Annotated in this window: 25 protein-coding genes and 1 tRNA gene; 10 read left to right on the top strand and 16 right to left on the bottom strand. The window is 63.5% G+C overall.

The window, feature by feature from the left end; translation table 11 throughout:
• Positions 1 to 16: 16 nt before the first annotated feature.
• Positions 17 to 1444, bottom strand: coding sequence for an allantoinase AllB (gene allB / locus GOB94_RS05375; protein WP_182277837.1), 1428 nt, complete (start codon positions 1442 to 1444; stop codon positions 17 to 19).
• Positions 1445 to 1489: 45 nt separating this feature from the next.
• Between allB and GOB94_RS05370 the strand changes: the two genes are divergently transcribed.
• The 3 genes from GOB94_RS05370 (at position 1490) to GOB94_RS05360 (ending at position 3654) form a co-directional block, all read left to right on the top strand.
• A complete protein-coding gene (locus GOB94_RS05370) occupies positions 1490 to 1966 on the top strand; it encodes a nucleoside deaminase (protein WP_220464999.1) in 477 nt (158 codons plus the stop codon).
• Between the two features lie 96 nt (positions 1967 to 2062).
• Positions 2063 to 3343: a homoserine dehydrogenase gene (locus GOB94_RS05365; protein WP_182277836.1), complete on the top strand. Its 1281-nt coding sequence runs from the start codon at positions 2063 to 2065 to the stop codon at positions 3341 to 3343.
• A gap of 167 nt (positions 3344 to 3510) precedes the next feature.
• The gene (locus GOB94_RS05360) at positions 3511 to 3654 is read left to right on the top strand and encodes a DUF3309 family protein (RefSeq protein ID WP_182277835.1); all 144 of its coding nucleotides are present in this window, start codon (positions 3511 to 3513) and stop codon (positions 3652 to 3654) included.
• Positions 3655 to 3717: 63 nt separating this feature from the next.
• Here the strand turns inward: GOB94_RS05360 and GOB94_RS05355 are convergent, their stop codons facing one another.
• Both GOB94_RS05355 and moeB read right to left on the bottom strand, forming a co-directional pair.
• On the bottom strand, positions 3718 to 4110 hold the full coding sequence (locus tag GOB94_RS05355) for a nuclear transport factor 2 family protein (RefSeq protein ID WP_182277834.1): 393 nt from the start codon (positions 4108 to 4110) through the stop codon (positions 3718 to 3720).
• A 118-nt stretch (positions 4111 to 4228) separates the two neighbouring features.
• The gene (moeB, locus tag GOB94_RS05350) at positions 4229 to 5449 is read right to left on the bottom strand and encodes a molybdopterin-synthase adenylyltransferase MoeB (protein WP_182277833.1); all 1221 of its coding nucleotides are present in this window, start codon (positions 5447 to 5449) and stop codon (positions 4229 to 4231) included.
• 152 nt (positions 5450 to 5601) lie between these two features.
• On the opposite strand from moeB, the gene GOB94_RS05345 reads away from it, so the two are divergent.
• Positions 5602 to 6792 carry a glycoside hydrolase family 27 protein gene (locus tag GOB94_RS05345; protein WP_255484251.1) on the top strand — a complete coding sequence of 397 codons (1191 nt, stop codon included), beginning with the start codon at positions 5602 to 5604 and terminating at the stop codon, positions 6790 to 6792.
• 37 nt (positions 6793 to 6829) lie between these two features.
• Here the strand turns inward: GOB94_RS05345 and GOB94_RS05340 are convergent, their stop codons facing one another.
• From GOB94_RS05340 to GOB94_RS05325, 4 genes are all read right to left on the bottom strand, one after another.
• Entirely contained in the window at positions 6830 to 7126 is a 297-nt protein-coding gene (locus tag GOB94_RS05340) for a MoaD/ThiS family protein (protein WP_182277832.1), read from the bottom strand.
• A gap of 68 nt (positions 7127 to 7194) precedes the next feature.
• Positions 7195 to 7665: a M67 family metallopeptidase gene (locus GOB94_RS05335; RefSeq protein ID WP_182277831.1), complete on the bottom strand. Its 471-nt coding sequence runs from the start codon at positions 7663 to 7665 to the stop codon at positions 7195 to 7197.
• Positions 7666 to 7776: 111 nt separating this feature from the next.
• Positions 7777 to 8769 carry a cysteine synthase family protein gene (locus GOB94_RS05330; RefSeq protein WP_182277830.1) on the bottom strand — a complete coding sequence of 331 codons (993 nt, stop codon included), beginning with the start codon at positions 8767 to 8769 and terminating at the stop codon, positions 7777 to 7779.
• A complete protein-coding gene (locus GOB94_RS05325; protein WP_182277829.1) occupies positions 8766 to 9227 on the bottom strand; it encodes a DinB family protein in 462 nt (153 codons plus the stop codon). Before GOB94_RS05325 ends, GOB94_RS05330 begins: the two co-directional genes overlap by 4 nt.
• A 148-nt stretch (positions 9228 to 9375) precedes the next feature.
• Between GOB94_RS05325 and GOB94_RS05320 the strand changes: the two genes are divergently transcribed.
• Complete coding sequence (locus GOB94_RS05320) at positions 9376 to 9795, top strand: hypothetical protein (protein ID WP_182277828.1); 420 nt, start codon at positions 9376 to 9378, stop codon at positions 9793 to 9795.
• 1 nt (position 9796) lies between these two features.
• Here the strand turns inward: GOB94_RS05320 and GOB94_RS17050 are convergent, their stop codons facing one another.
• The 3 genes from GOB94_RS17050 to GOB94_RS05310 all read right to left on the bottom strand — a co-directional run bounded on the left by GOB94_RS17050 (position 9797) and on the right by GOB94_RS05310 (position 11899).
• The gene (locus tag GOB94_RS17050) at positions 9797 to 9988 is read right to left on the bottom strand and encodes a hypothetical protein (RefSeq protein ID WP_346265645.1); all 192 of its coding nucleotides are present in this window, start codon (positions 9986 to 9988) and stop codon (positions 9797 to 9799) included.
• 212 nt (positions 9989 to 10200) lie between these two features.
• Complete coding sequence (gene rsmI, locus GOB94_RS17045; protein ID WP_346265644.1) at positions 10201 to 10770, bottom strand: 16S rRNA (cytidine(1402)-2'-O)-methyltransferase; 570 nt, start codon at positions 10768 to 10770, stop codon at positions 10201 to 10203.
• 4 nt (positions 10771 to 10774) lie between these two features.
• A complete protein-coding gene (locus GOB94_RS05310) occupies positions 10775 to 11899 on the bottom strand; it encodes a CBS domain-containing protein (RefSeq protein ID WP_182277827.1) in 1125 nt (374 codons plus the stop codon).
• Positions 11900 to 11981: 82 nt separating this feature from the next.
• Between GOB94_RS05310 and rsmD the strand changes: the two genes are divergently transcribed.
• On the top strand, positions 11982 to 12542 hold the full coding sequence (gene rsmD / locus GOB94_RS05305; protein ID WP_182277826.1) for a 16S rRNA (guanine(966)-N(2))-methyltransferase RsmD: 561 nt from the start codon (positions 11982 to 11984) through the stop codon (positions 12540 to 12542).
• An 8-nt stretch (positions 12543 to 12550) separates the two neighbouring features.
• Here the strand turns inward: rsmD and GOB94_RS05300 are convergent, their stop codons facing one another.
• Positions 12551 to 13129 carry a hypothetical protein gene (locus tag GOB94_RS05300; protein ID WP_182277825.1) on the bottom strand — a complete coding sequence of 193 codons (579 nt, stop codon included), beginning with the start codon at positions 13127 to 13129 and terminating at the stop codon, positions 12551 to 12553.
• A 37-nt stretch (positions 13130 to 13166) separates the two neighbouring features.
• A complete protein-coding gene (gene thiL / locus GOB94_RS05295; RefSeq protein ID WP_182277824.1) occupies positions 13167 to 14180 on the bottom strand; it encodes a thiamine-phosphate kinase in 1014 nt (337 codons plus the stop codon).
• A gap of 83 nt (positions 14181 to 14263) precedes the next feature.
• Here thiL and GOB94_RS05290 point away from each other — a divergent pair, with 83 nt between their 5' ends.
• Together GOB94_RS05290 and GOB94_RS05285 are read left to right on the top strand one after the other, a co-directional pair.
• Complete coding sequence (locus GOB94_RS05290; protein ID WP_182277823.1) at positions 14264 to 14419, top strand: hypothetical protein; 156 nt, start codon at positions 14264 to 14266, stop codon at positions 14417 to 14419.
• Between the two features lie 10 nt (positions 14420 to 14429).
• Entirely contained in the window at positions 14430 to 15407 is a 978-nt protein-coding gene (locus tag GOB94_RS05285) for a M23 family metallopeptidase (RefSeq protein ID WP_255484250.1), read from the top strand.
• A gap of 478 nt (positions 15408 to 15885) precedes the next feature.
• Here the strand turns inward: GOB94_RS05285 and GOB94_RS05280 are convergent, their stop codons facing one another.
• Positions 15886 to 16773: an SDR family oxidoreductase gene (locus GOB94_RS05280; protein WP_182277822.1), complete on the bottom strand. Its 888-nt coding sequence runs from the start codon at positions 16771 to 16773 to the stop codon at positions 15886 to 15888.
• Between the two features lie 147 nt (positions 16774 to 16920).
• Between GOB94_RS05280 and GOB94_RS05275 the strand changes: the two genes are divergently transcribed.
• Complete coding sequence (locus GOB94_RS05275) at positions 16921 to 17571, top strand: TetR/AcrR family transcriptional regulator (protein ID WP_182277821.1); 651 nt, start codon at positions 16921 to 16923, stop codon at positions 17569 to 17571.
• A 215-nt stretch (positions 17572 to 17786) separates the two neighbouring features.
• Here GOB94_RS05275 and GOB94_RS05270 read toward each other — a convergent pair whose 3' ends face one another.
• From GOB94_RS05270 to GOB94_RS05260, 3 genes are all read right to left on the bottom strand, one after another.
• Positions 17787 to 19268: a PQQ-dependent sugar dehydrogenase gene (locus GOB94_RS05270; RefSeq protein ID WP_182277820.1), complete on the bottom strand. Its 1482-nt coding sequence runs from the start codon at positions 19266 to 19268 to the stop codon at positions 17787 to 17789.
• 250 nt (positions 19269 to 19518) lie between these two features.
• Positions 19519 to 20631: a hypothetical protein gene (locus GOB94_RS05265; RefSeq protein ID WP_182277819.1), complete on the bottom strand. Its 1113-nt coding sequence runs from the start codon at positions 20629 to 20631 to the stop codon at positions 19519 to 19521.
• A gap of 105 nt (positions 20632 to 20736) precedes the next feature.
• On the bottom strand, positions 20737 to 21627 hold the full coding sequence (locus tag GOB94_RS05260; protein ID WP_182277818.1) for a hypothetical protein: 891 nt from the start codon (positions 21625 to 21627) through the stop codon (positions 20737 to 20739).
• Between the two features lie 125 nt (positions 21628 to 21752).
• Here GOB94_RS05260 and GOB94_RS05255 point away from each other — a divergent pair.
• Positions 21753 to 21828: transfer RNA gene (locus tag GOB94_RS05255), tRNA-Thr, on the top strand.
• Positions 21829 to 21979: the final 151 nt, after the last annotated feature.

Raw genomic sequence — 21979 nt, 5'->3', positions numbered from 1 at the left:
GTCGAGATGACACATCTTACTGGGTGTTGAGTGGATAGGATAGCGCGTACTCGCGGCCGCGAGGTGTGATGGAGAACACATCCTGAATGCCTTGCGCGGTGGCGGTGCGGGTGAAGATGCGTTCACCGCGGAGCCATGTAGAGCGGACGAGGCCCTGCAGGGTTTCGCCCATGTAGGGCGAGAGCTTGTGGCGGTAGTGGAGGACGTCGGGAGTGACGATGAAGCTCGCGTCGGGGTCGAAGGCTACGAGGTTGGCGTGCTTGCCGGGTTCGATGGAGCCGACGTGGGTGTCGATGCCGGCGAGTTTAGCGGGGGCGAGTGAGAGCCACTGCGCGAGTTGCGAGAGTGTGCAGCCGCGCGAGGAGGCTTCTGTCCAAAGGATGGGAAGCGCGGTGGAGAGTGAGGCGATGCCGCCCCAGGCCTCGTCGAAACGGCCGGGTTCTTCGCCGAGTTGTGTTGCGGTGAGGCGCTTCATCTCTGGCGGGCAGGGTGAGTGGTCGGTGGCGATGAGGTCGATGAGGCCGTCTTTAAGCGCGGACCAGAGGGCCTCGCGGTTGGCGGCGCTGCGGATAGGTGGCGCGCACTTGAAGAGGACGCCGTTGTCGGGGATGTCTTCTGCGGCGCAGTGCAGGTAGTGTGGGCAGGTCTCGACGGTGATGGGCAGGCCTTCGGCGCGCGCAGCGGCGAGCATGGGCAGCGCCTGCATGGTGGAGAGGTGCACGATGTGCAGATGGAAGCGGTGCTGGCGGCAGAGGTCGATGAGCATGCCGATGGCTTCGAGCTCGGCTTGGTCTGGACGTGAGGCGAGGTAGGTGGAATACTTTGTCCAGTCGGCGCCGGTCGCGTTGAGATGTGCGATGGCGGCGGCGATGCTGGGTTCAAGCTCGGCATGGACTAGGAGTGGAAGGCCTGTTGCTGCGATGTGCGGGAGGGCGCGCTCGAGGTTGTGGCGGTCGATGGAGGTGAAGCCGTCGCAGCCGGGGTAGATGAGGAAGGCTTTGAAGCCGGCGACTCCGGCGCGCGCGAGGGGCTCGAGGTGGAGTTGGTTGCCGTCGACGCAGCCGCCCCAGAGGGCGTAGTCAACATAAGCCTGTTTGCTTGCTGCCTCGCGCTTGAGCTCGAGGGCGGCGACTGTGGTGGTCTCTGGGAGGCAGTTGAGGGGCATGTCGACGACGGTGGTGAAGCCGCCGGCTGCTGCTGCACGCGTGGCGGTGGCGAAGCCTTCCCAGTCGGTGCGGCCGGGCTCGTTGATGTGGGTGTGTGCGTCGACGAGACCGGGGAGTAATGCGATGTTGCCGAGGTCTTCCGTTGGAAGATGCGTGGTGCGGGATTCGAGATGCGCGTTGGGATGGACGGCGGTGATGATGCCGTCTTCGATGATGATAGTGGCGTCGAGTTCGCCGTGTGGTGTGACTACTCGGCTGGAGCGCAGAGCATGTACCATGAAGGTATTAAAGCAGGGAATAGTGAGTAGGGAATAGGTATAACGATGGCGCAAGGGAATCCAGAGTTCATGATGCAGGCGATTCAGCTTGCGATTGAGAATGTGATGAGTGGGCGCGGTGGGCCGTTTGGCGCGGTGATTGTGAAGGACGGCAAGGTGATTGCTACGGGTGCGAACCAGGTGACCGCCAGCCATGATCCGACGGCCCATGCGGAGGTGATGGCGATCCGCGCTGCTTGCAAGGCGCTGGAGACGTTTTCGCTGGAGGGCTGCGAGCTGTATACGAGTTGCGAGCCCTGCCCGATGTGTCTGGCTGCGTCGTACTGGGCGCGATGCTCGAAGATTTATTACGGCTGTGTGGCTGCTGATGCGGCGAAGGCCGGGTTCGACGATGCGTTTCTGTATGACGAGATGAAGAAGCCGCTTGGTGAGCGGGCGTTGCCGATTGTGAACCTGATGCCTGCCGAGGCGTGGGCCGCGTTTGCGGCGTGGATTGAGAGTGACAAGAAGGTGGAGTATTAAGCATTCCCTCCGGGGCTAAAGCCCGTTGTTCTCAGGTGTCGAACGGCGGGACTGAAGTCTCGACCTATCAAAGCTAATCAGGCTAAAGGATTCAGAATGGCGAACAAGATGCTGCGAGTTGGATTGTTGGGATTTGGGACGGTTGGAAGTTCGTTTGCTGAGGTTGTTGCTGCTACTCCGGAAGCGGGTGTGGAGATTACGCGTGTGTTCAACCGCGGGGTGGAGCGGAAGCGGACAAGCGAGCGTGCTAAGTTTGTGCCGTCGAGTGCGGTGTGGACCGATAACGTGGATGAGGTGTTGACGGCAGCGGATGTGGATGTCGTTGTGGAGCTGATGGGTGGGCTCGATCCGGCTGAAGGTTGGCTGCGGGCTGCGCTGAGTGCTGGCAAGCATGTGGTGACGGCGAATAAGCAGTTGATTGCGTATCGTGGCGCGGAGTTGTTTGCGCTGGCTGCGGAGAAGGGCGTGCAGTTGCTGTACAATGCCGCAGTGGCGGGTGGCGTGCCGGTGATTCCGGGGATTGCGCAGGGGCTGAGCGGCGACAGGATTACGCGCATCAGCGGGATTGTGAATGGGACTTGCAATTTTATTTTGAGCTCGATGGAGAGCGGCGCGGACTATGGCGAGGTGCTGAAGAAGGCGCAGGCCGCGGGGTATGCGGAGGCTGATCCTTCAGCGGATGTGGATGGCTATGATGCGCGCGCGAAGCTGTGTGTGCTGGCGCGGTTGGCGCTGCATGCGGAGATCAATCCGGATGAGGTGCCGGCGCAGACGATCTCGACGATCTCTGCGATTGACTTTGCGTATGCGAAGGAGCTGGGGTGCACGGTGCGGCAGGTAGCGCAGGCTTCGCTGAAGGAAGAGGGTGTGAGCGCGCGGGTGGGGCCGATGCTGGTGCCGAAGAGCTCGCCGATTGCGTTTTCGCATGGGACGCAGAACATGGTTGTGACGAGCGGCAAATTCGGCGGCGATGTGGTGTTCAGTGGGCATGGCGCGGGCGGGCACCCGACGGCGGTTGCGGTGATGAGCGATGTGCGGTCGGTTGCGGAGAAGAGTGTGCAGGTTCGGCTGCCGGCGAAGAAGGTTGCGGTGTCCGGGGATGTGGTTGCGCCACACTACCTGCGATTTATTGTGGCCGACCAGCCGGGGATTGTGGCGGCGATTGCCGGGGCGCTGGCGAAGCATGAGGTGAACATCGACTCGATTTTGCAGCACCATGGACACGCGGCCGAGAGACTGCCGTTTGTGGTGACGACGGAGCCTTGTTCGAGCGTGATGCTAGCCAATGCAGTTGCCGAGATGGCTAAGATGCCGTTTATGGTGGAGACGCCGCTGTGCCTGCAGATTCTTGTGGTGGATGACAAGGATACGGACTAGCGAGCTGGAGACCAGATAGGCCAGCAATGGCCGCAGAGACTGCCAAACAGAGCGCGTGCGAAGATTGCACGCGCCTTTGTCATGGGTGTCATCCCACCAACTTTGCCGGAACTGCATCCATCTACTTGACGCATTGATCACAATTCGTTCGGAAAGACGGACACGACATGATTATCCTGCTTATCATTTTGATCTTGCTATTTGGCTTTGGTGGTTATCGGATGGGGCCTGGCTTCGGCTATTATGGCGGGGGCGGACTGAGCCTCATCCTGACTATTGTTCTTATTCTGCTGTTGCTGAAGGTTATTTAGTTCGGGCTGGACGAATTTATGCCAGCAACACAGCGTATCGCTTGGTGACCATCTGAGTTACTCTCAGCTCTGAGTGAGCGTGACGAAGAATTCGGAACGGAGCTTCCAGCCGGATGAGGTGCGACGCCATATGGCGGAGTAGGTGCCGGAGTGGGTGACGGTTCCGTCGGGGAGTGTGGCGGTCCAGCGGCCCTGCTCGGAGGCGAGTGGGTGGGAGGTGGAGACGGCGATGGTGTCGGGTGTGCGCGTGTAACGAACGCGCGCCGGGGCGGCGAATTCGGCTTTGAAGGCTTCGAGGTAGGTGTCGCGTGTGGGGAGTAGTGTGCCGTCGCCGACGATGACGAGGAAGTCTTTGTCGAGTGATTCGGCGACGATGTGTAGGTTGAGCTCGGCGATACCGCGGTTGGAACGGTCGCGGGTGGCGCGGATGAGGGATTCTGCGGTGGGTGTTGGCATCGAGATTGGTTTGAGCGGGTGATGATCGTCAGCCCATGCATGAGGTCGCCATGCATGGGCTGAGGGTTTGATTGCCAGTTGCCAGCGCTCCAGTTTGCCAGTACGCCAGTTATTCGCGCTAGTACTTGGGCATGGTGGGGTCGATTTTGTCGGCCCAGGCGAGGATGCCGCCAGCGAGGTTTTTGACGTTGGTGAAGCCTGCTGCCTTGAGGGCGAGTGCGGCCTTCTGGCTGCGGGCGCCGGAGCGGCAGTGGACGATGACCTCGTCGTTCTTGTGGTCGGCGATCTCGTTCGCGCGAGCCTCGATGGAACCGACGGGGATGAGTGGCGCGCCGAGCGAGGCGATGGGGACCTCGTGCGGTTCGCGGACGTCGAGCAGGAAGAAGTCTTCGTGCGCGTCACGCTTGCGCTTGAGCTCTTCGACGGTGATCTGCGGGATGCCGTCGACGCTGCTTGCCGATGCGTCGACGTTACCGTGGCTGCTGACTTCGAGCGGGCCGACGGCTGCGGGCTTTTCGATGCCGCAGAACTGGTCGTAGTCGATGAGTTCCTTGATCTCGTGCGTGCCGCAGGCGGGGCAGTCGGGGTTCTTGCGTAGCTTGAGCTGGCGGAAGTTCATGCCGAGTGCGTCGACTAAGAGCAGGCGACCGATGAGGGGCTCGCCGATTCCGAGGATCAGTTTGATGACCTCGGTGGCCTGGATGACGCCGACGAGGCCGGGGAGGATTCCGAGGACTCCGCCCTCTGCGCATGACGGGACGAGGCCCGGCGGTGGCGGCTCGGGGTAGAGGCAGCGGTAGCAGGGTCCTTCCTCAGTGGCGAAGACGGATGCCTGGCCCTCGAAGCGGAAGATGCTGCCGTAGGCGTTGGGCTTGCCGGTGAGGACGCAGGCGTCGTTGACGAGGTAGCGGGTCTGGAAGTTGTCGGTGCCGTCGGCAATGACGTCGTAGTCCTTGAAGATCTCGAGGGCGTTGGCGGACGTCAGCATGGTGTTGTGCTTGATGACGTTGACGTTCTTGTTGAGGCCCTTGAGCATCTGCTCGGCCGAGTCGACCTTGAGCTTGCCGACGGTGGACTGCGAGTGGATGATCTGGCGCTGCAGGTTGGACTCGTCGACGACATCAAAATCTACAAGCCCGATGGTGCCGATGCCCGCGGCGGTGAGATAGAGCGCGAGCGGCGCGCCGAGGCCTCCGGTGCCGACGCAGAGGACTTTGGCGGCCTTGAGCTTCTGCTGGCCTTCGTAGCCGACCTCGGGAAGGATGAGGTGGCGCGAGTAGCGGGCGATCTCTTCGTTGGAGAGCGCGGGGAGGGCGGGATGATCGAGTGTGGCTGGCATATAGAAATTCCTGACTAGATGGAGATGCGCTGCGATGGAGGAAAGATTCGACGCAGGCGCGTGGCTGCCGTCCTCCAGTGTACCTGTGGTGGGCAAGGGAGCAGCCCAGGTGATAGATTCCTCAGGGACATCGAGTCACTGAGGAGAGTGCTTTGCGGAATCTTGTGATGGCGTTGGTTATGGCTGCGATTGGGGTTTCGGCGAGTGGGCAGACGGCTGTGAAAGAACCGGCTGCTGCGCTGCTGCCGCCGATGGGGTGGAACAGCTGGAACCACTTTGCGAACCATGTGACAGACGCCGATGTGCGCGAGGCTGCCGATGAGTTGGTGAGCTCGGGGATGCGCGATGCGGGGTATGTGTATGTGAACGTCGACGATACGTGGCAGGGTAAGCGCGATGCCGCGGGGGTGCTGCATCCGAACGAGCGGTTTCCGGATATGAAGGCGCTGGGGGATTACATCCACTCGAAGGGGCTGAAGTTTGGGATTTATTCTTCGCCGGGCGCGAAGACTTGTGGAGGCTATGAGGGTAGCCTGGGGCATGAGGCGCAGGATGCGAAGATGTATGCGGCGTGGGGCGTTGATTTTCTGAAGTATGACCTGTGCTCGATGCAGGACGACATGCGTGCGGTGAGGGCGGCGCATCCGGAAGACCCGATGGCGGAGTACAAGTTCATGATCGCGGCCTACAAGAAGATGGGCGATGCGCTGAAGGCGACGGGGCGGCCGATTGTGTACAGCCTGTGCCAGTACGGCATGGATGAGCCGTGGAAGTTCGGGCCGGGTGTTGGCGCGACGATGTGGCGGACGACGGATGACATCAACGACACATATCAGCGGATGCTGAATATTGCGTATGGGCAGGTGGGGCTGGGCAAGTACACGTCGCCTGGGCATTGGAACGACCCCGACATGCTGGAGGTTGGCAATGGCGGGATGAACACTGAGGAGTATCGCACGCACATGAGTCTGTGGGCGGTGCTGGGGGCTCCGCTGCTGGCGGGGAATGATTTGAGCAAGATGACGGAGGCGGACAAGGCGATCCTGATGAACCGCGAGGTGATTGCGATTGACCAGGACAAGCTGGGCAAGGGCGGCGACCGCGTGCTGCAGCTGGGGGACTTCAGCGTGTGGGAGCGGCCGCTGAGCGGGCACAGGACGGCTGTGGCGATGGTGAATGCTTCGGTGTCGGGGCGGGATATTCCGGTGGAGTTCGCGGCGATTGGGTTCCCGAAGGGCGCGAAGGTGCATGATGTCTGGGCAGGCAAGGACCTTGGCCACATTCGGGTGCTGAACGAGACCTTCCCCGGACATGGGGTGATGCTGTTTATCTTTTCGGAGTAGAGAGTGGCGGGACGGGAGCGTCAGACCGCCTGTTGCGCTAGAGGCAACAACAAAGGCAGTCGGCGCCGCCGGCGATGGAAGGGATGATGGTGAGCTCGTCGTTGGCGGTGACGGCGGTGGCGTCGCCTGCGGGGAGATAGCGGACGTCCTCGTCGTTGAGATAGACGTTGACGAAGGAGCGCAGCTTGCCTTCCGGGGTGAAGAGGTGCTGCTGCATGGCCGGGAAGGTTGTGGTGAGCGTGTTGAGCGCTTCGGTGACGGTGGCGGCTTCAACCGAGACCGTGGCCTGCTTGTCGGTGAAGGCGCGCAGCGGGGTGGGGATGTGAATCTGCATATGTCTATTATCTCCGATGTAGAGAGCGTGGGGGAGGATGCAAAAGCTCTCCCGCAAAGTTCGCGAAGTTAGCCAAGTTTCGCGACGGCATTCTCGGTGATCTCGATGGGTTGGTCGGCGAAGGCTTTGTCGTCTTCGGTGGTGCCGGTGAGGAGGAAGCTGTTGGTGATTTGGGCGTGGCCGGTGGTTTTGTCGCCGTCTACGGAGGTGATGACGTAGGCGCAGCCGAACCAGTGGGCTTCGGCGAAGTCGGTGGGGGACCATTGGGCGGGGTGGTCGGGGTGGGAGTGGTAGAAGCCGACGATGTCGAGGCCGAGCTTGCGGCCCTGGCGCTGGGCGGCGATGAGCTCCTGCGGAGCGATGTTGTAGCGGTTGTGGGCGCTGTCGGTGCGGGTGTTGCCGGCGCGGAGGAGAGCGGCGACGGTGAGTTGGTCGCCGTCAGCGGTGCCTAGCATGATGCCGCAGCACTCGTTGGGGTAGGTTTCTTCGCCGTGGGCGCGGAGCTGGTCGTAGAGGGATTGCGGGATGATGAGGGGCATGGTTTCCTTTGCGGGGCAGCCTTCCGGGGCTAAAGCCCCTTTCATCGGGCCGGGTTGACGGACGGGCTGAAGCCCGTCCCCTTCAAAACTGAAAAGTTGCGAGAGCTGAGCCTAGCGGCCTCCGAGTTTGGCGTGGAGGGCGATGTCGGCGGCGATGGGGTCGGCCCAGAAGCGTTCGCTGAGGTACTTGTCCGCGGAGTCGCAGAGGATGGTGACGATGGTGGCTTCGCGGCCGAGGGCGGCTTCGCCTTCAGCGACTTCAAGAGCGGCGCAGACGGCGGCGGCGGCGGAGACTCCGATGAGGATGCCCTGGTTGCGGCCTAGCCATTTGGCCATCGCGTAGGCGCGCTCGGTGGCCATGTCGATGTTCCAGTCGGCGAGGTTGGGGTCGTAGATGGGAGGGACGATGGCGGTGGCCATGTGCTTGAGGCCCTCGAGGCCGTTGAAGGGCGAGTCCGGCTGCATGGAGACGCACTGGATGGCCGGGTTTAGTTCCTTGAGGCGGCGGGTGGTGCCCATGAAGGTGCCGGAGGTGCCGAGAGCGGAGACGAAGTGGGTGACGGTGCCTTCGGTCTGCTGCCAGATCTCGTTGCCGGTGGTGTTGTAGTGGGCGCGCCAGTTGTTGTCGTTGCCATACTGGTCGGCGTAGAAGAAGCGATCGGGATCGGTGGCGGCGACTTCCTTCACTTTGCGGATGGCGCCGTCGGAGCCGTCGGCGGGGTCGGTGAAGGTGACCTCTGCGCCGTAGGCGGCGAGGATGCGCTTGCGCTCGACGGAGACGTTGGCGGGCATGCAGAGTTGCACAGGGAAGCCAAGTGCCGCGCCGAGCATGGCGTAGGCGATGCCGGTGTTGCCGCTGGTGGCGTCGAGCAGGATTTTGCGGCTGCTGTTGGGTTCGAGCTTGCCTTCGGCGATGGCCGTCTTGACGATGTTGGAGGCGGCGCGGTCTTTGACGCTGCCGCCGGGGTTGAGCCACTCGGCTTTGCCGTAGATGCGGACGGCGCCGGGCAGATGCGCAGAGAGTTTGTCGAGGCGAACGAGCGGAGTGTTGCCGATGCGCTCGAGAAGGGTGGTGCCGAGTTGCTTTGCGGGAGCTGAGATCATGAGGGTTCGTTCGTAGTGGCTACGCCCATTTGGGCGAGATGGTGTGAGAGGTGCGTGACGTAGTCGGTCGCGAGGAACTCGAGTGTGACGGGGTTTTCTACGCCGATACGACAGGCGGTCTGAAGCTTGGACTCCGGCAGATGTGCGATGACGTGCGCCAGGAACTGATTGTACGAGTGCCAGAGAGAGACGAGCATGGACCAGGATGCGTGCTGAAAGTGCTGCACGCGGACGTTGCCGTTCTGGTCATAGCCGGGGAAGTTGAGCTGCGGCTGGAGGCTGGCGCGGACGAAGCGCTGGTGGTTGTTGGAGGCCGAGTCGATAAGGTGGCCGACCAACTGCTTGCGCGACCAGCCGCCGGAGTGAAGAGGCTGGAGGCTGGCGTGTTCATCGACCTGAGCGAATATCGGGCCGGCGGCGTCGATGAGGGTCAAAAGCTTATAGCTTAGGGCTTTCATCTGGAGGGGTCCTCGCTGAAGTGGTATCGGGTGGTCGATTGAAGCGGAGTGCGACGGTGTGCGACAGTGGAACTAGTTTAACCTGATTGTGAGGGCGGAAGCCCCGAGACGCCCACCCCCAAAGGGGCAGAGAGTTCTGATAGAGACGATGGCCAAGACAAAGAAGATTCCGACGTTCAATGAAGTGCTGGCTGCCCTGGGCAGTGAACGATTTGATGTGAGTCCGGCGACGGAGGGTGCAAATCGTGCCGCGGGCGCCTATCGCGTGAGCAAGGGGCACTGCGCCGCGGAGATAGCTCCGACCACGGAGGCGGGTACGCCGGTGCGCGTGATGACACAGAGTGGCTGGTTGCTAGGCGGGGAGATTGCACGGCTGCTGGACCGCGGATACCAGAAGTTTTTGAAGACAAGCAAGCTGGAAATCCCGGCGACGGCGGACCAGTTGCGTGAGATTCACCAGTTCAACGAAGAGCTGAAGTACGCGGCTGGCGTGGAGGTTCTGTATAACCAGGCGATGGGCACGACCAGTGATACCTATGTGTATGACCGGGTGAAGGGGCGCGCGTAGACTAGCGACGGTGGCGCTGGTACTCGCGGTAAGCTTCGCTTTTGCCGATACCGCGCTGTTTGGCGACCTGCTTGAGGGCGTCTTTTTCAGAGAGATTTTGGGTCTTCATCAGCGTCTGCACCTCGGTGGCGAGGTTGAGCGGCTGTGATGCGTCTGTGGTGGTGACGGGAGTGCCGTCGAGGAGCAGGACCATCTCTCCGCGCACGGTGGGGCGGGCGGAGAGAGTTGCGAGGACTTCCTGGGCGGGGCCGCGAAGGTGCTCTTCGTGGAGCTTGGTGAGTTCGCGCGAGAGGGCGATGCGGTGCTGTGGCCCGAAGATGGCGATGATGTCTTCGAGAGCGCCGAGGATGCGGTGCGGGGTCTCGTAGAAGATGTGGGTGGTGGGTGCGCCGGGGCTAAAGCCCCTTATTTTTTCCGCAGGGATATGAGACCCGAGGCTGAAGCCTCGGGGTACCTGATTGTCACCGGGGGCGCCTGATTGTTGCTGGGACGATGGAGCGAGTTGCGGAGGGCTTCGAGGGTGGTGCGACGCTGGCCCTCTTTGGAGGGCAGGAAGCCGTGGAAGGTGAAGCTTTCGGTGGAGAGGCCGCTGGCGATGAGCGCGCTGAGGGCGGCGTTGGCACCGGGTATGGGATAGACGGGGATGCCGGCGTCGATGGCTTCGGCGGCGATGGCCGCGCCGGGGTCGGCGATGCCAGGGATGCCGGCGTCGGAGACGATGGCGATGCGCTGGCCGGACTTGAGGGCTTCGACGAGCTCGGCGGCGCGGGAGTGCTCATTGTGCAGGTGGTAGCTGAGGGTGGGCGTGCTGATGCCGAAGTGGGAGAGAAGCTTGGCGGTGGTGCGGGTGTCCTCGCAGGCGATGCGGTCGACGGAGCGGAGCACGCGGAGGGCGCGGAGGGTGATGTCCTCAAGGTTCCCGATGGGCGTGGCGACGAGATAGAGGCCGGGAGCGAGTTGTGGGTCTTCGGGCACGGACTTAGTAGGACTGCTGTGACGGGGCCGGGCGGAGCAGCTTGACCTGCTGAACGGCGCGGCCGAGGGACTGGTGCGAGAGGATGCCGATCATGCGGTCGTCCTCGATGACGGGGATGAACTCGCCTGTTCCTTGCAGAGAGACGCGGCGGAGGACATCGACGAGCTTTTCATCAGGCGCGGCAAGAGGGACTTTGCGGGTCATGGCGCCCTGAAGGTAGCTGTCGCCGCCAGAGAGCAGCCGCTCGGCGATGGTTTGGCGGGTGATGGAGCCGACGAGGCGTTCGCCGCGGACGACGGGGAAGATGTCGTGCAGGCTGTGGATGGTGCGGTCGAGGGCGTCGCGGAGCGTCTCGGAGCTGGAGAGCAGAGTGTACTCAGTGAGCATCACCTCGCGGACGAGGATGGTGTCGGCGTCGGCACCGGCTTTGGTCTGTGTTTTGGTGACCTGGAGGTAGAGCAGAAGGAAGACACCAAGTGCGACGAGCCAGTAGAGATAAGGGATGAGAACTCCTGCCAAGATCATCGCAATAGCCATGCCGGTGCCGAAACTCAGCATGGGCTTGCGGGAGGCGGCGGACTTGCCGGCGTTCTGCGGTGCGGTGCGCAGGAGTTGGCGCGTGGGCATGGCGGAGGCCGGCAGGAGGCTGATGCCGCCGAGAAGGATCTGCGTCCAGAGCATGCTGCGCAGGATGTGGCCTAGGCTGATCCAGGGTTGGGCCAGGAGCGATGCCTGTGGGGCGATGCTGAGGCTGAAGGCGAGGATGAAGAGGCCTGTCGCGAAGTTTGCGATGGGACCGCTGAGGGTGACCCAGCGAGTGTTGCGGCGGCCGGAACCGGTGGCGTGTAGGGATGCGCCATCGGAGGAGCTGAAGGCCATGACTCCGCCGACGGGCAACAGATAGATGGCGCGCAGGTGGAGACCGGCGTAGGCGGCGGCGATGGCGCGGGCGGCTTCACGGACAAGGACGGCGAAACAGAGGGCGAGCCAGAGGGCGAATCCGCGACCGAGGCCCTGAGTGAAGTAGGCAGAAAGCGAGAGGGCGAGCACGAGCAGGAGAGGGAACGAGAGGTGTACCCGGACCTCGACGCCGAAGAAGGTGCCGATGGGGAGTGACGATCGCAGCATTTGAGTATTGTAGGGTGCGAGTGGGGCGGCGGACAGGTTGCAGTGTTCTTCAGAGCCGGAACTGATACCGTCGGAGGAGACGATGCGAGTGATAGCAGGGGAGTATCGGTCGCGCGCGCTGCAGGCGCCGAAGGGCATGGCTACGCGGCCGACCAGTGACCGTTTGCGCGAGACATTGTTCAACGTGTTGAGCCTGCGCGTGGAGGGGGCGAGGTTTGTGGATCTCTATGCGGGCTCCGGTGCTGTGGGAATCGAGGCCCTGAGCCGGGGCGCGGAGTTCTGCTGGTTTGCGGAGAAGGCCCCGGCGGCTGTAAGCGCGATCCGGGCGAATCTGCAAAGCCTGAAGATATCCGGTGGGTTTGCTGTGGAAGAACGGGGTGTCCGCAGACTGCTGGAGACGTTACTGAGCAAGGGACGCTCGGCGGAGATTGTCTTTCTCGACCCGCCGTATGAGGCTGCTGAGGAGTATGCGAGCACACTCGGGTTCCTCGGGCTGAACCATCGCGTAATGCTTTCGGATGGTGCGGTGGTGGTCGCGGAACATGCGAAGAAACAGCCGCTGGAGGAACGCTATGGTGCGCTGCAGAGAGGCCGGGTGCTTCAGCAAGGCGATGCGGCGTTGAGCTTTTACGGAGTGGGGTAGAGCTGCGTTTAGGAGAACCCGCCGCCCTCGTGGGCACCGGATTCGAGGTCGATGGTGAAGGGGACTTCGGCGTCGGTGTGGAGGTTCCAGCCGGTGCCGTGAAGGCGGCCTTCGCGGACGCCGGAGAGGGTGACGCCCTCCCAGGTGACGCGTCCGCTCTGCCAGCGGAGGCCGTTGGGCCCGATGGCGGCGACGGTGTGGAAGCCCGCGACGAAGAGCAGGCCGTTGGCGGGGGCCGCGACGATCTGGGTGACGGGGCGGATGGGCAGGTGGAGGCTGCGCTCAGGGTTGAGGGTGTCGATGAGGTAGGCGTAGCCGCCGGCGACGGCGAGGAGATCGTCGGGACGTGGGCAGGCGAAGACGCCGGTGGGCAGATGGTGGTCGCGGAAACCGAGTGCACAGGTGGCGAGGAAGTTGCCGCCGAACATAGGTTTGACGTCGATGAGCAGAGCGCCGCGGTTGATGGCGGCCTCTTCGCCGGGGACAGGGACTGGATAGATGTAGTTGCGGGCCGGAGCGATGAGGGGCGGCTTGGCGAGGGTGGTCGCGGTCCAGTTGTAGAGGAAGCCTTCTTGCGAGGAGCCCATGAGTCTGCCTTTTGCGATGAGTTGTTTCTGGCGCCAGCTAGAGTAGGTGCTGCCAGCCCTGGGGCTGGAGCGGAATGCGGTCTCCGGCGGCCTGAACCAGCGTAACCTGTGGGACGGCTTTGCGAGAGTGATGGATGACGCCAATCGGGGTAATGGGGACGCCTTCGATGAAGCGTGGAATGCGGGTTTGGGGGCGGGCGGTGAAGAGGAGCTCGTAGTCCTCGCCGCCGTGGAGAGCGTTGTGGAAGGCTTCGGAGGGCGGTAGGGGCTTGGTAAGGCGGTGTAAGGGAAGCCTGGCGGCCTGAATCTCGGCTGCTACGCCAGACTCGGTGCAGAGGTGGGCGAGGTCGGTGGAGAGACCGTCGGAGATGTCGATGCAGGCGGTGGCGAGTTGACGGCGGAGCAGGGTCTGGCCGATGGTGAGGCGGGGCTGCGGGTAGAGGTGTGGGTGGTCGCCGGTGGGGCTGGCGTTGCGGTAGCGGCGAGGATTGAGGGCGAGGGTGGCGAGTTCGGTGGCGGCACCGCCGAGGGCGCCGGTGACGTAGAGGAGGTCGCCGGGGCGGGCGGTGCTGCGGCGGAGTGAGCGGCTGGCTGGAGCGGAGCCGAGGAGGACGATGTCGGCGAGGATGTTGTCGGAGGGGGATTCGGAGGTGTCACCGCCGGCGAGCGGGGTTTTGGCAGCGGCGGCGAGGGTGAGGAGGCCGTCGAGGAAGTTGTTGATCCAGATGGGTTTGTTGGCGCTGCGCGGGAGCGCCAGGGAGAGGAAGGCGGCGAGCGGGGTGGCCCCCATGGCGGCGAGGTCGGAGAGGCCGCGGGCGAGGGCCCGGTGGCCGATGGAGCGGGCGGGGTGCCACTCGCGGCGGAAGTGGCGGCCTTCGAGGGAGAAGTCGGTGGTGACGAGGATTTCATGGCCGGGTGGCGGGGCGAGGATGGCGCAGTCGTCGCCGATACCGAGGCGGAGGTGCTTGTGGCGGGCTTTAGCGGCCTCGCGGATGCGGGCGATGAGGGCGAGCTCGCCGGAGGCAGGCGCGTTGTGTGACTTGCGGGGCACGTGGTTCAGGATACCCCGGTTGGGGGGATGGCCCCCGGAATGGAGCCTTGTACCGTTTCGGTACGTCGATTAGCATAGGAAGGATGGCACGTTGGGTGTACGTCTTCCCGGGAGTGCCGACGAATGCAAGCTCCGCTGCCAGCCGTGTCTTTCAGTCCGGTTGCAGCCTCGCCCAGCACAGCACGACGGCTGCGAAGGGTGAAGATTTCAGGCCCAGAGGCAGCGTGACTCGTGCGTAAGCATTATTTCGTGTACATTTCGCAGGCGCAGGACGGTGCGGTGGAGCGCGTCTCCATCCCGATGCGCTACGTCTACCTGTTTCTGGCCGCGGCGGTGACGGGCATGTTCACCATCGCCGGGCTGGCGGGTTCGTATGCCCGGATGGTGGCCAAGGCCCAGGCGGTGAACCATCTGCGCGAAGAGTTGGCGATGACGCGCAAGGATTATCAACACCTGGAGACGACCGCGCACGAGAAAGACGTCCAGGCGGCGAGCCTGGGATCGCTGGCGAGCGAGGTTTCGGCGATCTATGGGCTGACGGCCGGGAGGCTGACGCACATCCATGTCGGCAAGGCGAAGGCTTCGGCGGCTGCGGAGGTGGCGAAGGCCCCGCTGAAGGACGACTCGTCGTTCAGCGATGACAGCTACTACCGGTCGGTGAACACGTTCCTGGCGCTGCAGAACACGGCGAGCAACGGGCTGACGGTGGCGCTGGCGGCGCAGTCGAACTCTGCGCTGGGCGTGCGCGCGGAGCTGGGCGACTTCGCTTCGGCGGACTTCGAGCCGGCTGGGCCGACTGTGCCGGACATGTGGCCGATCATGGGACCGATTAACTCGGGGTTTGGCGAGCGCGAAGACCCGGTGCTGGGCAACGGCGAGGGTGAGTTCCACAAGGGCGTCGATATCGGCAGCCCGGATGGGACGCCGGTCCATGCTCCGGCGAATGGGCGCGTGATCAAGGCGAGCAACGGCGGCGGCTATGGGAATGAGATCGAGATCGACCACGGAAACGGGATCGTGACGGTCTATGGCCACCTGCAGGGATTCAACGTGATTGAAGGCCAGGTGGTGGTGAAGGGCGAGGTGATCGGGTATGTGGGCCACTCGGGCCGCGCTACCGGATCGCACCTGCACTATGAGGTGGACATCCACGGGACGGCGGTGAATCCGCACCGCTATTTGCAGACGACGATGGCGCAGCTGGGCGGAACCGGTACAGGCCGGTAATCTACTGGCTGGGCGCGTGACCCTCCCCCGGTTTTGGGGCTATGATCCGCAGCCGATTGGGGTTAGCGGTGGTACTGTCTACTGCGGCGAAAAGCTGTCGGGCAGATTGTAGGTGCTTGTCGGATTGTCAAAATGGAAGCGTAGTGCCCGGCGCTGGGCCGGTGGAGAGAAGAGCCCGGTGGTGGCCGCGCTGTCTTCTTTTGCCTGCTTCTATTGTACGTGGAGTGTCAAGTGCTGAGTCCTGATTGACCGTGCGGATGTGAGCTAGGAACAAGTCCTCCGGGGCTAAAGCCCGACTAAATTTTGCCGGGAATTCAGGGGTCTGAAGACCCCTGCTTCCTCCCAAAGACACTTATATTAATCAGAATCTCCCTAGAGCATTTCTCAGATGTGGCTGTCCGGCCATGCAAAGACAACGAGGCCCCGGAACACCCAGGAGCCTCGCATTCTGCCGGTCGTACGTCTTCGACGGAGATCGTCAGTACTTCATGTTGGACAGATCCTCGATCAGCCCCGGTCCGGTCGGGTCCCACCCCAGCGTTTTGCGCGTCCACTCGCTCGAAGCCGGCATATCCGTTCCTACAAAGTGGCCGAAGAACGGCCCGAAGTGCTCGACGGCTTTTTCGGGCGGGATAGAAACCACTGGCACCTTCAGCCCTTTGCCGATCGTCTCCGCGATGTCCCGCAGCGACACGCCTTCTTCCTGCACCGCGTGATAGGTGGTCAGGCCGGGGTCGGTTTTCTCGACCGCCAGCCGGTACAGGTGCGCCACATCCTTCAGAGGTGCAGCAGCCCAGCGGTTCGCTCCGTCGCCTATATACGTCGAAACGCCCTTCTCGCGCGACATCTGAATCACCCTCGTTACCAGCCCCTGCTTGCGTGTGTCATGCACCTGCGGCAGACGCACAATCGCCACATGCAACCCCTTTGCCGCCACCGCCTGCGCCGTCTGTTCCGGCCTGCGTGGAACCGCCGGATTGCTTGCCGGGGGATCGCTCTCCACGCGCAGGTGACCCGGGGCGCCGCTGGCCAGCCCGGTCCCTGAGGTGACCACTAGCCGCTTGCCCGGCTCGAGCACTGAAGCCAGAGTCTCAATCGCCTTGATCTCGTCGGCTGCGCTCTGCGCAAAGTTCGACCAGTCATGGTTGAACGCCAGGTTCACCACGGCATCCATCCCCGCCGCTCCGCTGCGCAGACTGTCCAGGTCCTCGAGGTTGCCGCGATGCACCTCGGCGCCTGCCGCCATCAACTGTTCCACGCCGGCATCGCTGCGGGTTAGCCCGCGCACCTGGTGCCCTGCCGCGATCAACTCCTTCACCAGTTCCGTCCCTATAAATCCCGTCGATCCGGTCACAAATACTCTCATGGTCATCTCCTTTTGCTGTTAGGGCGCGGCCTGGACCCGCACCGAAAATCGATATTTTTGTCCCCGCCCATAAGCGGAGACAGTCTCCGCATAGTAAGATAACCGGAGGATGTCTCCGGTTGCAAAAAACTTTCTGTAAACTTGCTTATGCCGAAAAAGAAGCTTTCGCCACCTCCGCTCGCCCGCAAACCCCGCGCGGATGCGCAGCGCAACCGGGAGCGCATTCTGGAGGTCGCCAAGGAGGTTTTTACGCGCGACGGCGCTGCGGCCAGTCTGGACGATATCGTTCGCCAGGCGGGAGTGGGGGCGGGCACGCTCTATCGCCACTTTCCTACGCGCGATGCTCTTATCGAAGCTGTCTACCGCAGTGAGGTTGAAAGGCTCGCCGCCGCCGAGCAGCGCTTTGCCGCCAAGATGCCGCCGCTTGAGGCACTGCGCGCGTGGATGCTGTTGTTCATCGACCACGTCGCTGCCAAGACGCTCATTATTCCTGCGATGGATACTGTGGCCGGCGGTTCGATGCGACTGATCGAAGGCTCGCGCTCGCTCATCCATACTGCCTTTGTCGCCTCGGTGAAGCGTGCCGTCGCCAGTGGCGATCTTCGCTCCGACACCGATCCCAACGACTTCGTTCGTGCTCTCGTGGGGATCTTCCATACGACGGCTTTGCCTGGCTGGGAGCCGAGCGCTCGTCGCCTCGTCGATATTCTCATTGCTGGTTCGCGCGCGGTGTCGAAGCGCGCTTCTACCCCAAGCCGCGTGCGGCGAAGAGCTTCCCGCAAAGTGCGCGAAGTTTAACGCCACGTTTCGCCACGGTTGCGGTGGTGCTGTGGGCGGTTGAAGCAGCGCGGGTAGACGTATGTGGTGGTACAACTGCAGGTCTCTCCGCTATGCATGACGGTGAAGCTGTCATGCTTCGGTCGAGATGACAATGTGGGGGGACATGGAAAAGCCGTCATGCCGGGGTGGCATGACGGCTTTGTCGTTGGGGGTGAGATTACTTGCTGGCAGTGTTACTTGCCGACGTAGGCTACGCGCCAGACGGAGCGGGTGGCGTCGTCGGTGACGAAGAGGGAGCCGTCGTTGCCGACGGTGACGCCGACGGGGCGGCCCCAGACTTTGCCGTCCTTGGTGACGAAGCCGGTGAGGAAGTCGTCGTACTCGCCGGTGGCGTGGCCGTCGTGCATGGGGATGGAGATGACCTCGTAGCCGGCGCGGTTGAGGCGGTTCCAAGAGCCGTGCTCGGCGGCGAAGGCGTCGCCGCGGAAGTGCTCGGGGAAGATGGAGGTGGGTACGCGGGACTCGTGGAGACCGTTCTGTACGTGGTGCTCGCGGGCTTCGAGGTCGCCGATGGTTGGGTAGAAGAGCATTTCAAGCGAGGCCATGTGGGGCTGGACGAGGACGTCAGGTGTGCGGACCTGTTTGGACAGGTCGGCGCGCTTGCAGTTTTTAGCTTCGTCCTCGGTGAGGGGCTTGGTGCGCTGCGGGTTGGGGCCGGTGCCGTCGGCGCAGGGCTGGGGTAAGCGCGGGTCCTCGTGGCCGCCCATGTAGTACCAGGGCCAGCCGAAGAAGCCGCCTTCGGGGACGCTGGTGACGTAGTCGGGGACGAGGTGGTTGCCGAGGTTGTCGCGCTCGTTGGTGGAGCACCAGAGAGAGTCGGTGATGGGGTTGACGGCCTCGCCGACGCAGTTGCGGATGCCGTGGGCGTAGACCTCGATGAACTTGCCGTCGGGGGTGTACTCGAGGACGTCTGCGCGGTGGAACTCGCGGGGGTGGGTGTCGGCGTCGTCGACGTTGGAGCCGGAGCCGACGGAGATGAGCAGCTTGCCGTCACGGAAGATGACGTCGCGGGTCCAGTGGCCGCCGCCGGTGAGCTGCGCGTAGCCGGGAACGTCGGGGACGATGGTCTCAGGCGCGGCCGTGGCCTTGAGGTCGCCGGAGTGATACGGGAAGCGGACGACGGTGGTGGCGTTGCCGATGTAGAGCCACTTTGGGTCGTGCGCGGGCCAGAAGGCGATGCCGAAGGGGTGGTCGAGGCCGGAGGCGAAGGTTTCGATGTGCTCGGCCTTGCCGTCGGGAGTGACGCCGCGGAGGACCATGATCTTGCCGGCGCCGGAGTCGGCGAGGAAGAGGTCGCCGTTGGGCGCGGTGCGGATGAGGCGGGGTTCGGTGAAGGTGCCGCCGGAGAGGTGCATGTGCTCGACGTTGTCGGCGCGCTGCATGGGCTTGGCGTCGCCACCGGCGTAGAGCGTGACCTTGAAGCCTGCGGGGGCCTGGGGCCAGGCGCCTTCAGGGCGCGGGATGATGTGCGCGGTGTTGTTGACGGCCTCGGCTGGCTTGGGTTGCGGGAGGTCGGAGAGGGTGATCTTGTGGCGGACGCCGGGGGACTGCTGGTTCCAGTCCGTGAACGCGGACTGGCCGGTGAGCAGAGGCTGCTGCGCGAGCAGTGGAGCGGCCAAGGCGAAGAGGGCGAAGAGGGGGAGGGACTTCGGCATGCGGGATCTCCTGAAAAGCTCTTGCGGAGATTATCGCCTATGGCCAGAGTGGGTGGCTAGAGGTGGTTGAAACGTTTCAGAGAGTGGAATGGAGCTGCTCCCTCCGGGGCTGAAGCCCCCTGTCTTACCAAAGGGATTCTGACGTACGAGCTAAAGCTCGTACCCTTCAAAGCTTCTACCCTTCCAGCTCGTGCCCTTCGAAGCCGTATAGAGCATGGGAGGCGCAAGGTCGTGGGAAATCCTTGTGCTATCAGCAGATGTTGGGCTTTTTGTTTTTGCCGGGGACGTTGCACGGTGGTGGCGGGGTGTCGTCGGTGGCTGGGGGTTGTTCGGCGGCGGGGTCGTGGGCGCTGAAGAGGGCTTTGACCTGGTCGAGTGTGGCGGTGGCGGTGAGGACGGCTCGCTGACTGTGCTGCTCGATGTGGGTGGAGGCGATGACCTGGCGGAGAGCGGTGTCACTGGGGGTGTGTGGCGTGGTGGGGTCGGCGGTAGCGCTGTCGAGGCCGCGGAGGAGGCCGAGGATGACCGAGAGAGATTGGACGGTGGTCTCGGCGGAGGTGGGGTCGGGTGCGATCTCTTCGACGCGGAGCTGGACGGCTCCGCCGGAGAGGACGCGCTCGGCAGGGGTGTAGCGGAGGCTGGCGACGAGGTCGGAGTCGGCGGGGAGTGGGAGGGCGACGCCGAGGACGGTGATGTCGCCGTTGTGGCTGAAGGGAAGGCCGATGTGGCCGACGCCCCAGGCCTGGGAGAGCAACGGGACGTCGTGGAAGCGGGCGGCGAGGAGAGAGCAGCCGGGCGTGCCGAGGGCGGAGGCGCGGGAGCGGTCGAGCATGGAGTGAATCTGCTCGGCGGTGGGCATGTTGGAGACGGCGATGGTGTCGTAGGCGAGCTGCGCGACGCGGAGGGACTGGCCGTCGACGGGGATGGTGTAGACGGTGCGGCCGGCGTAGGTCTCCCGCGAGGAGGCCACGGAGGCGAGATATTTAGCGAGGCGTTCGCCGTCGAAGCGGCCGATGAAGACCTCGGAGGAGAAGATGTCGGAGGCGTGGATGGGGGCGCCTGTACCGGAGCCGAGGAGGACGGGGACCTTGTGGAGCGCGAAGGCGGCGGAGTCGATGTCGCGCTCGGGAACGATGCCGGTGGCGTCGATGAAGTGCTGGAAGTCGGCGCTGCGGGTGATGGGGGACTTGTCAAAGTGCGTGGCGGCGCGGAGCGGCTTGAGGTTGACGTAGAGGATCGCGTCGGATTCGGGCAGCAGGCGGGCGGCTTCAGGTGGGGCCTCGGCACGGAGATAGAGCATGACACCAAGAGCCGCGAAGACGGCGATGGCGATGACAAGGGGGATGAGCTTGCGCTTGCGCATAAAGGCAGGGAATAGGGAACAGGGAGTAGGGAATAGGGTTCGGCGAGTGGTGCGTTGGTGGTGTGCAGCGGGTGCTTCGCTGCGCTTAGGATGACAATGCTAAAACTATTCGGGGATGGCGAAGGTGAAGATTTTGCTGTTGCCGGCGATGCCCTGCGTGTTGGCGGAGCCGGGTGGGAGGACGCCGTACTCGCCCTTTTCGATGTCGATGGGGACGGTGTAGGTGTAGAGACGCGTGCCGATCTTTTTGGGAGTGAAGAGGAGCTCGTCATGGCCAGGGCCGGCGGTTTCATGGAGAAGACCGCCGGTGAGGGTACGGAACTCGCGGTGGCTCTTGTTGCCGCGAAGGCGGAGGAAGAAGTACTCGTCGGCGTCGGTGCCAGAGGGGGTGTAGAGGAGGAGCTCGGTGCCTGTGGCTAGGACTAGCGGAGATTTGGGGCCTTCGATGTAGCCGTTGGTGTCCTTGTCGAGGATGCCCTGGGAGAGGACGCTCTTGAGAGTGCCGCTGGAGCGGAAGACGACGCGCTCGGTTTGCAGCGGCATGTACTCGCCGGCGTGGTTGCCTTTGATGACTTTGTAGTAGACCCCGATCTCGTCGACGCCGGGGGGAAGAGTGTTGGGCGCGAATGTGCCGGTGGCTGCGGAGTGGGGCGGGTGCTGGGAGAGGCCGGTTCCGTGGACCTCCATGGCGGAGATGACGCGGTCGGAGAGGCCGGCGGTTTTGAGTGCGATGAGGTCGTCGGGCGTGGTGTCGTAGTGGCCGGGCTTGGTCTGGATGGTTTCGATGAGCACGTCGTCGGAGAGGCCGGCTTTGGCCATGCGGAGGATGTCGTCGTTGGTGACGAGGTGGACGCGGGTGGTGTCGGTGTTGGCGGTGAGGGGGCCGTCCTGCAGGGCGGGTGCCTGAGCGTGGACGGTCGTGGCGAGTACCAGGAGGGCCAGCGAGATGAAGACCGAGGCGGCGGCGCGCCGCAGAGTCATGCGCCAGTGGTGCATGGGCAAATGCTATCACCGCGAGGTGTCAGAGGGGCAGATGGCCGGGTTTCGCAGAGGGGACTGCTGTGGTAGAGTCGTTGTATGCGTTCGAGCGGTTGCGGCGGGCGTGTGCGTGTGTTGTTTGGGCTGGCGTAGCTCAGCTGGTAGAGCACCTGATTTGTAATCAGGCGGTCGGGGGTTCAAATCCCTTCGCCAGCTCCAGATTTCAATCCTGACGGCACGCGTAGTTTGGTTGTACCTGCCAGTTGTTACCGTCTTGCAAGGTTCACCATGCACAATCTGGGCAATACCGATCTGCGTGAGAGGTCATCGCGCTGGTTTGCTACGGGTTGAGCTGGTCGTTTTCCAGTAA

The sequence above is a fragment of the Granulicella sp. 5B5 genome, from assembly GCF_014083945.1.
Classification (GTDB): Bacteria; Acidobacteriota; Terriglobia; order Terriglobales; family Acidobacteriaceae; genus Granulicella.
Note: the sequence above shows the minus strand (reverse complement) of the source record. Positions and strands in the feature narration are given on the sequence as shown.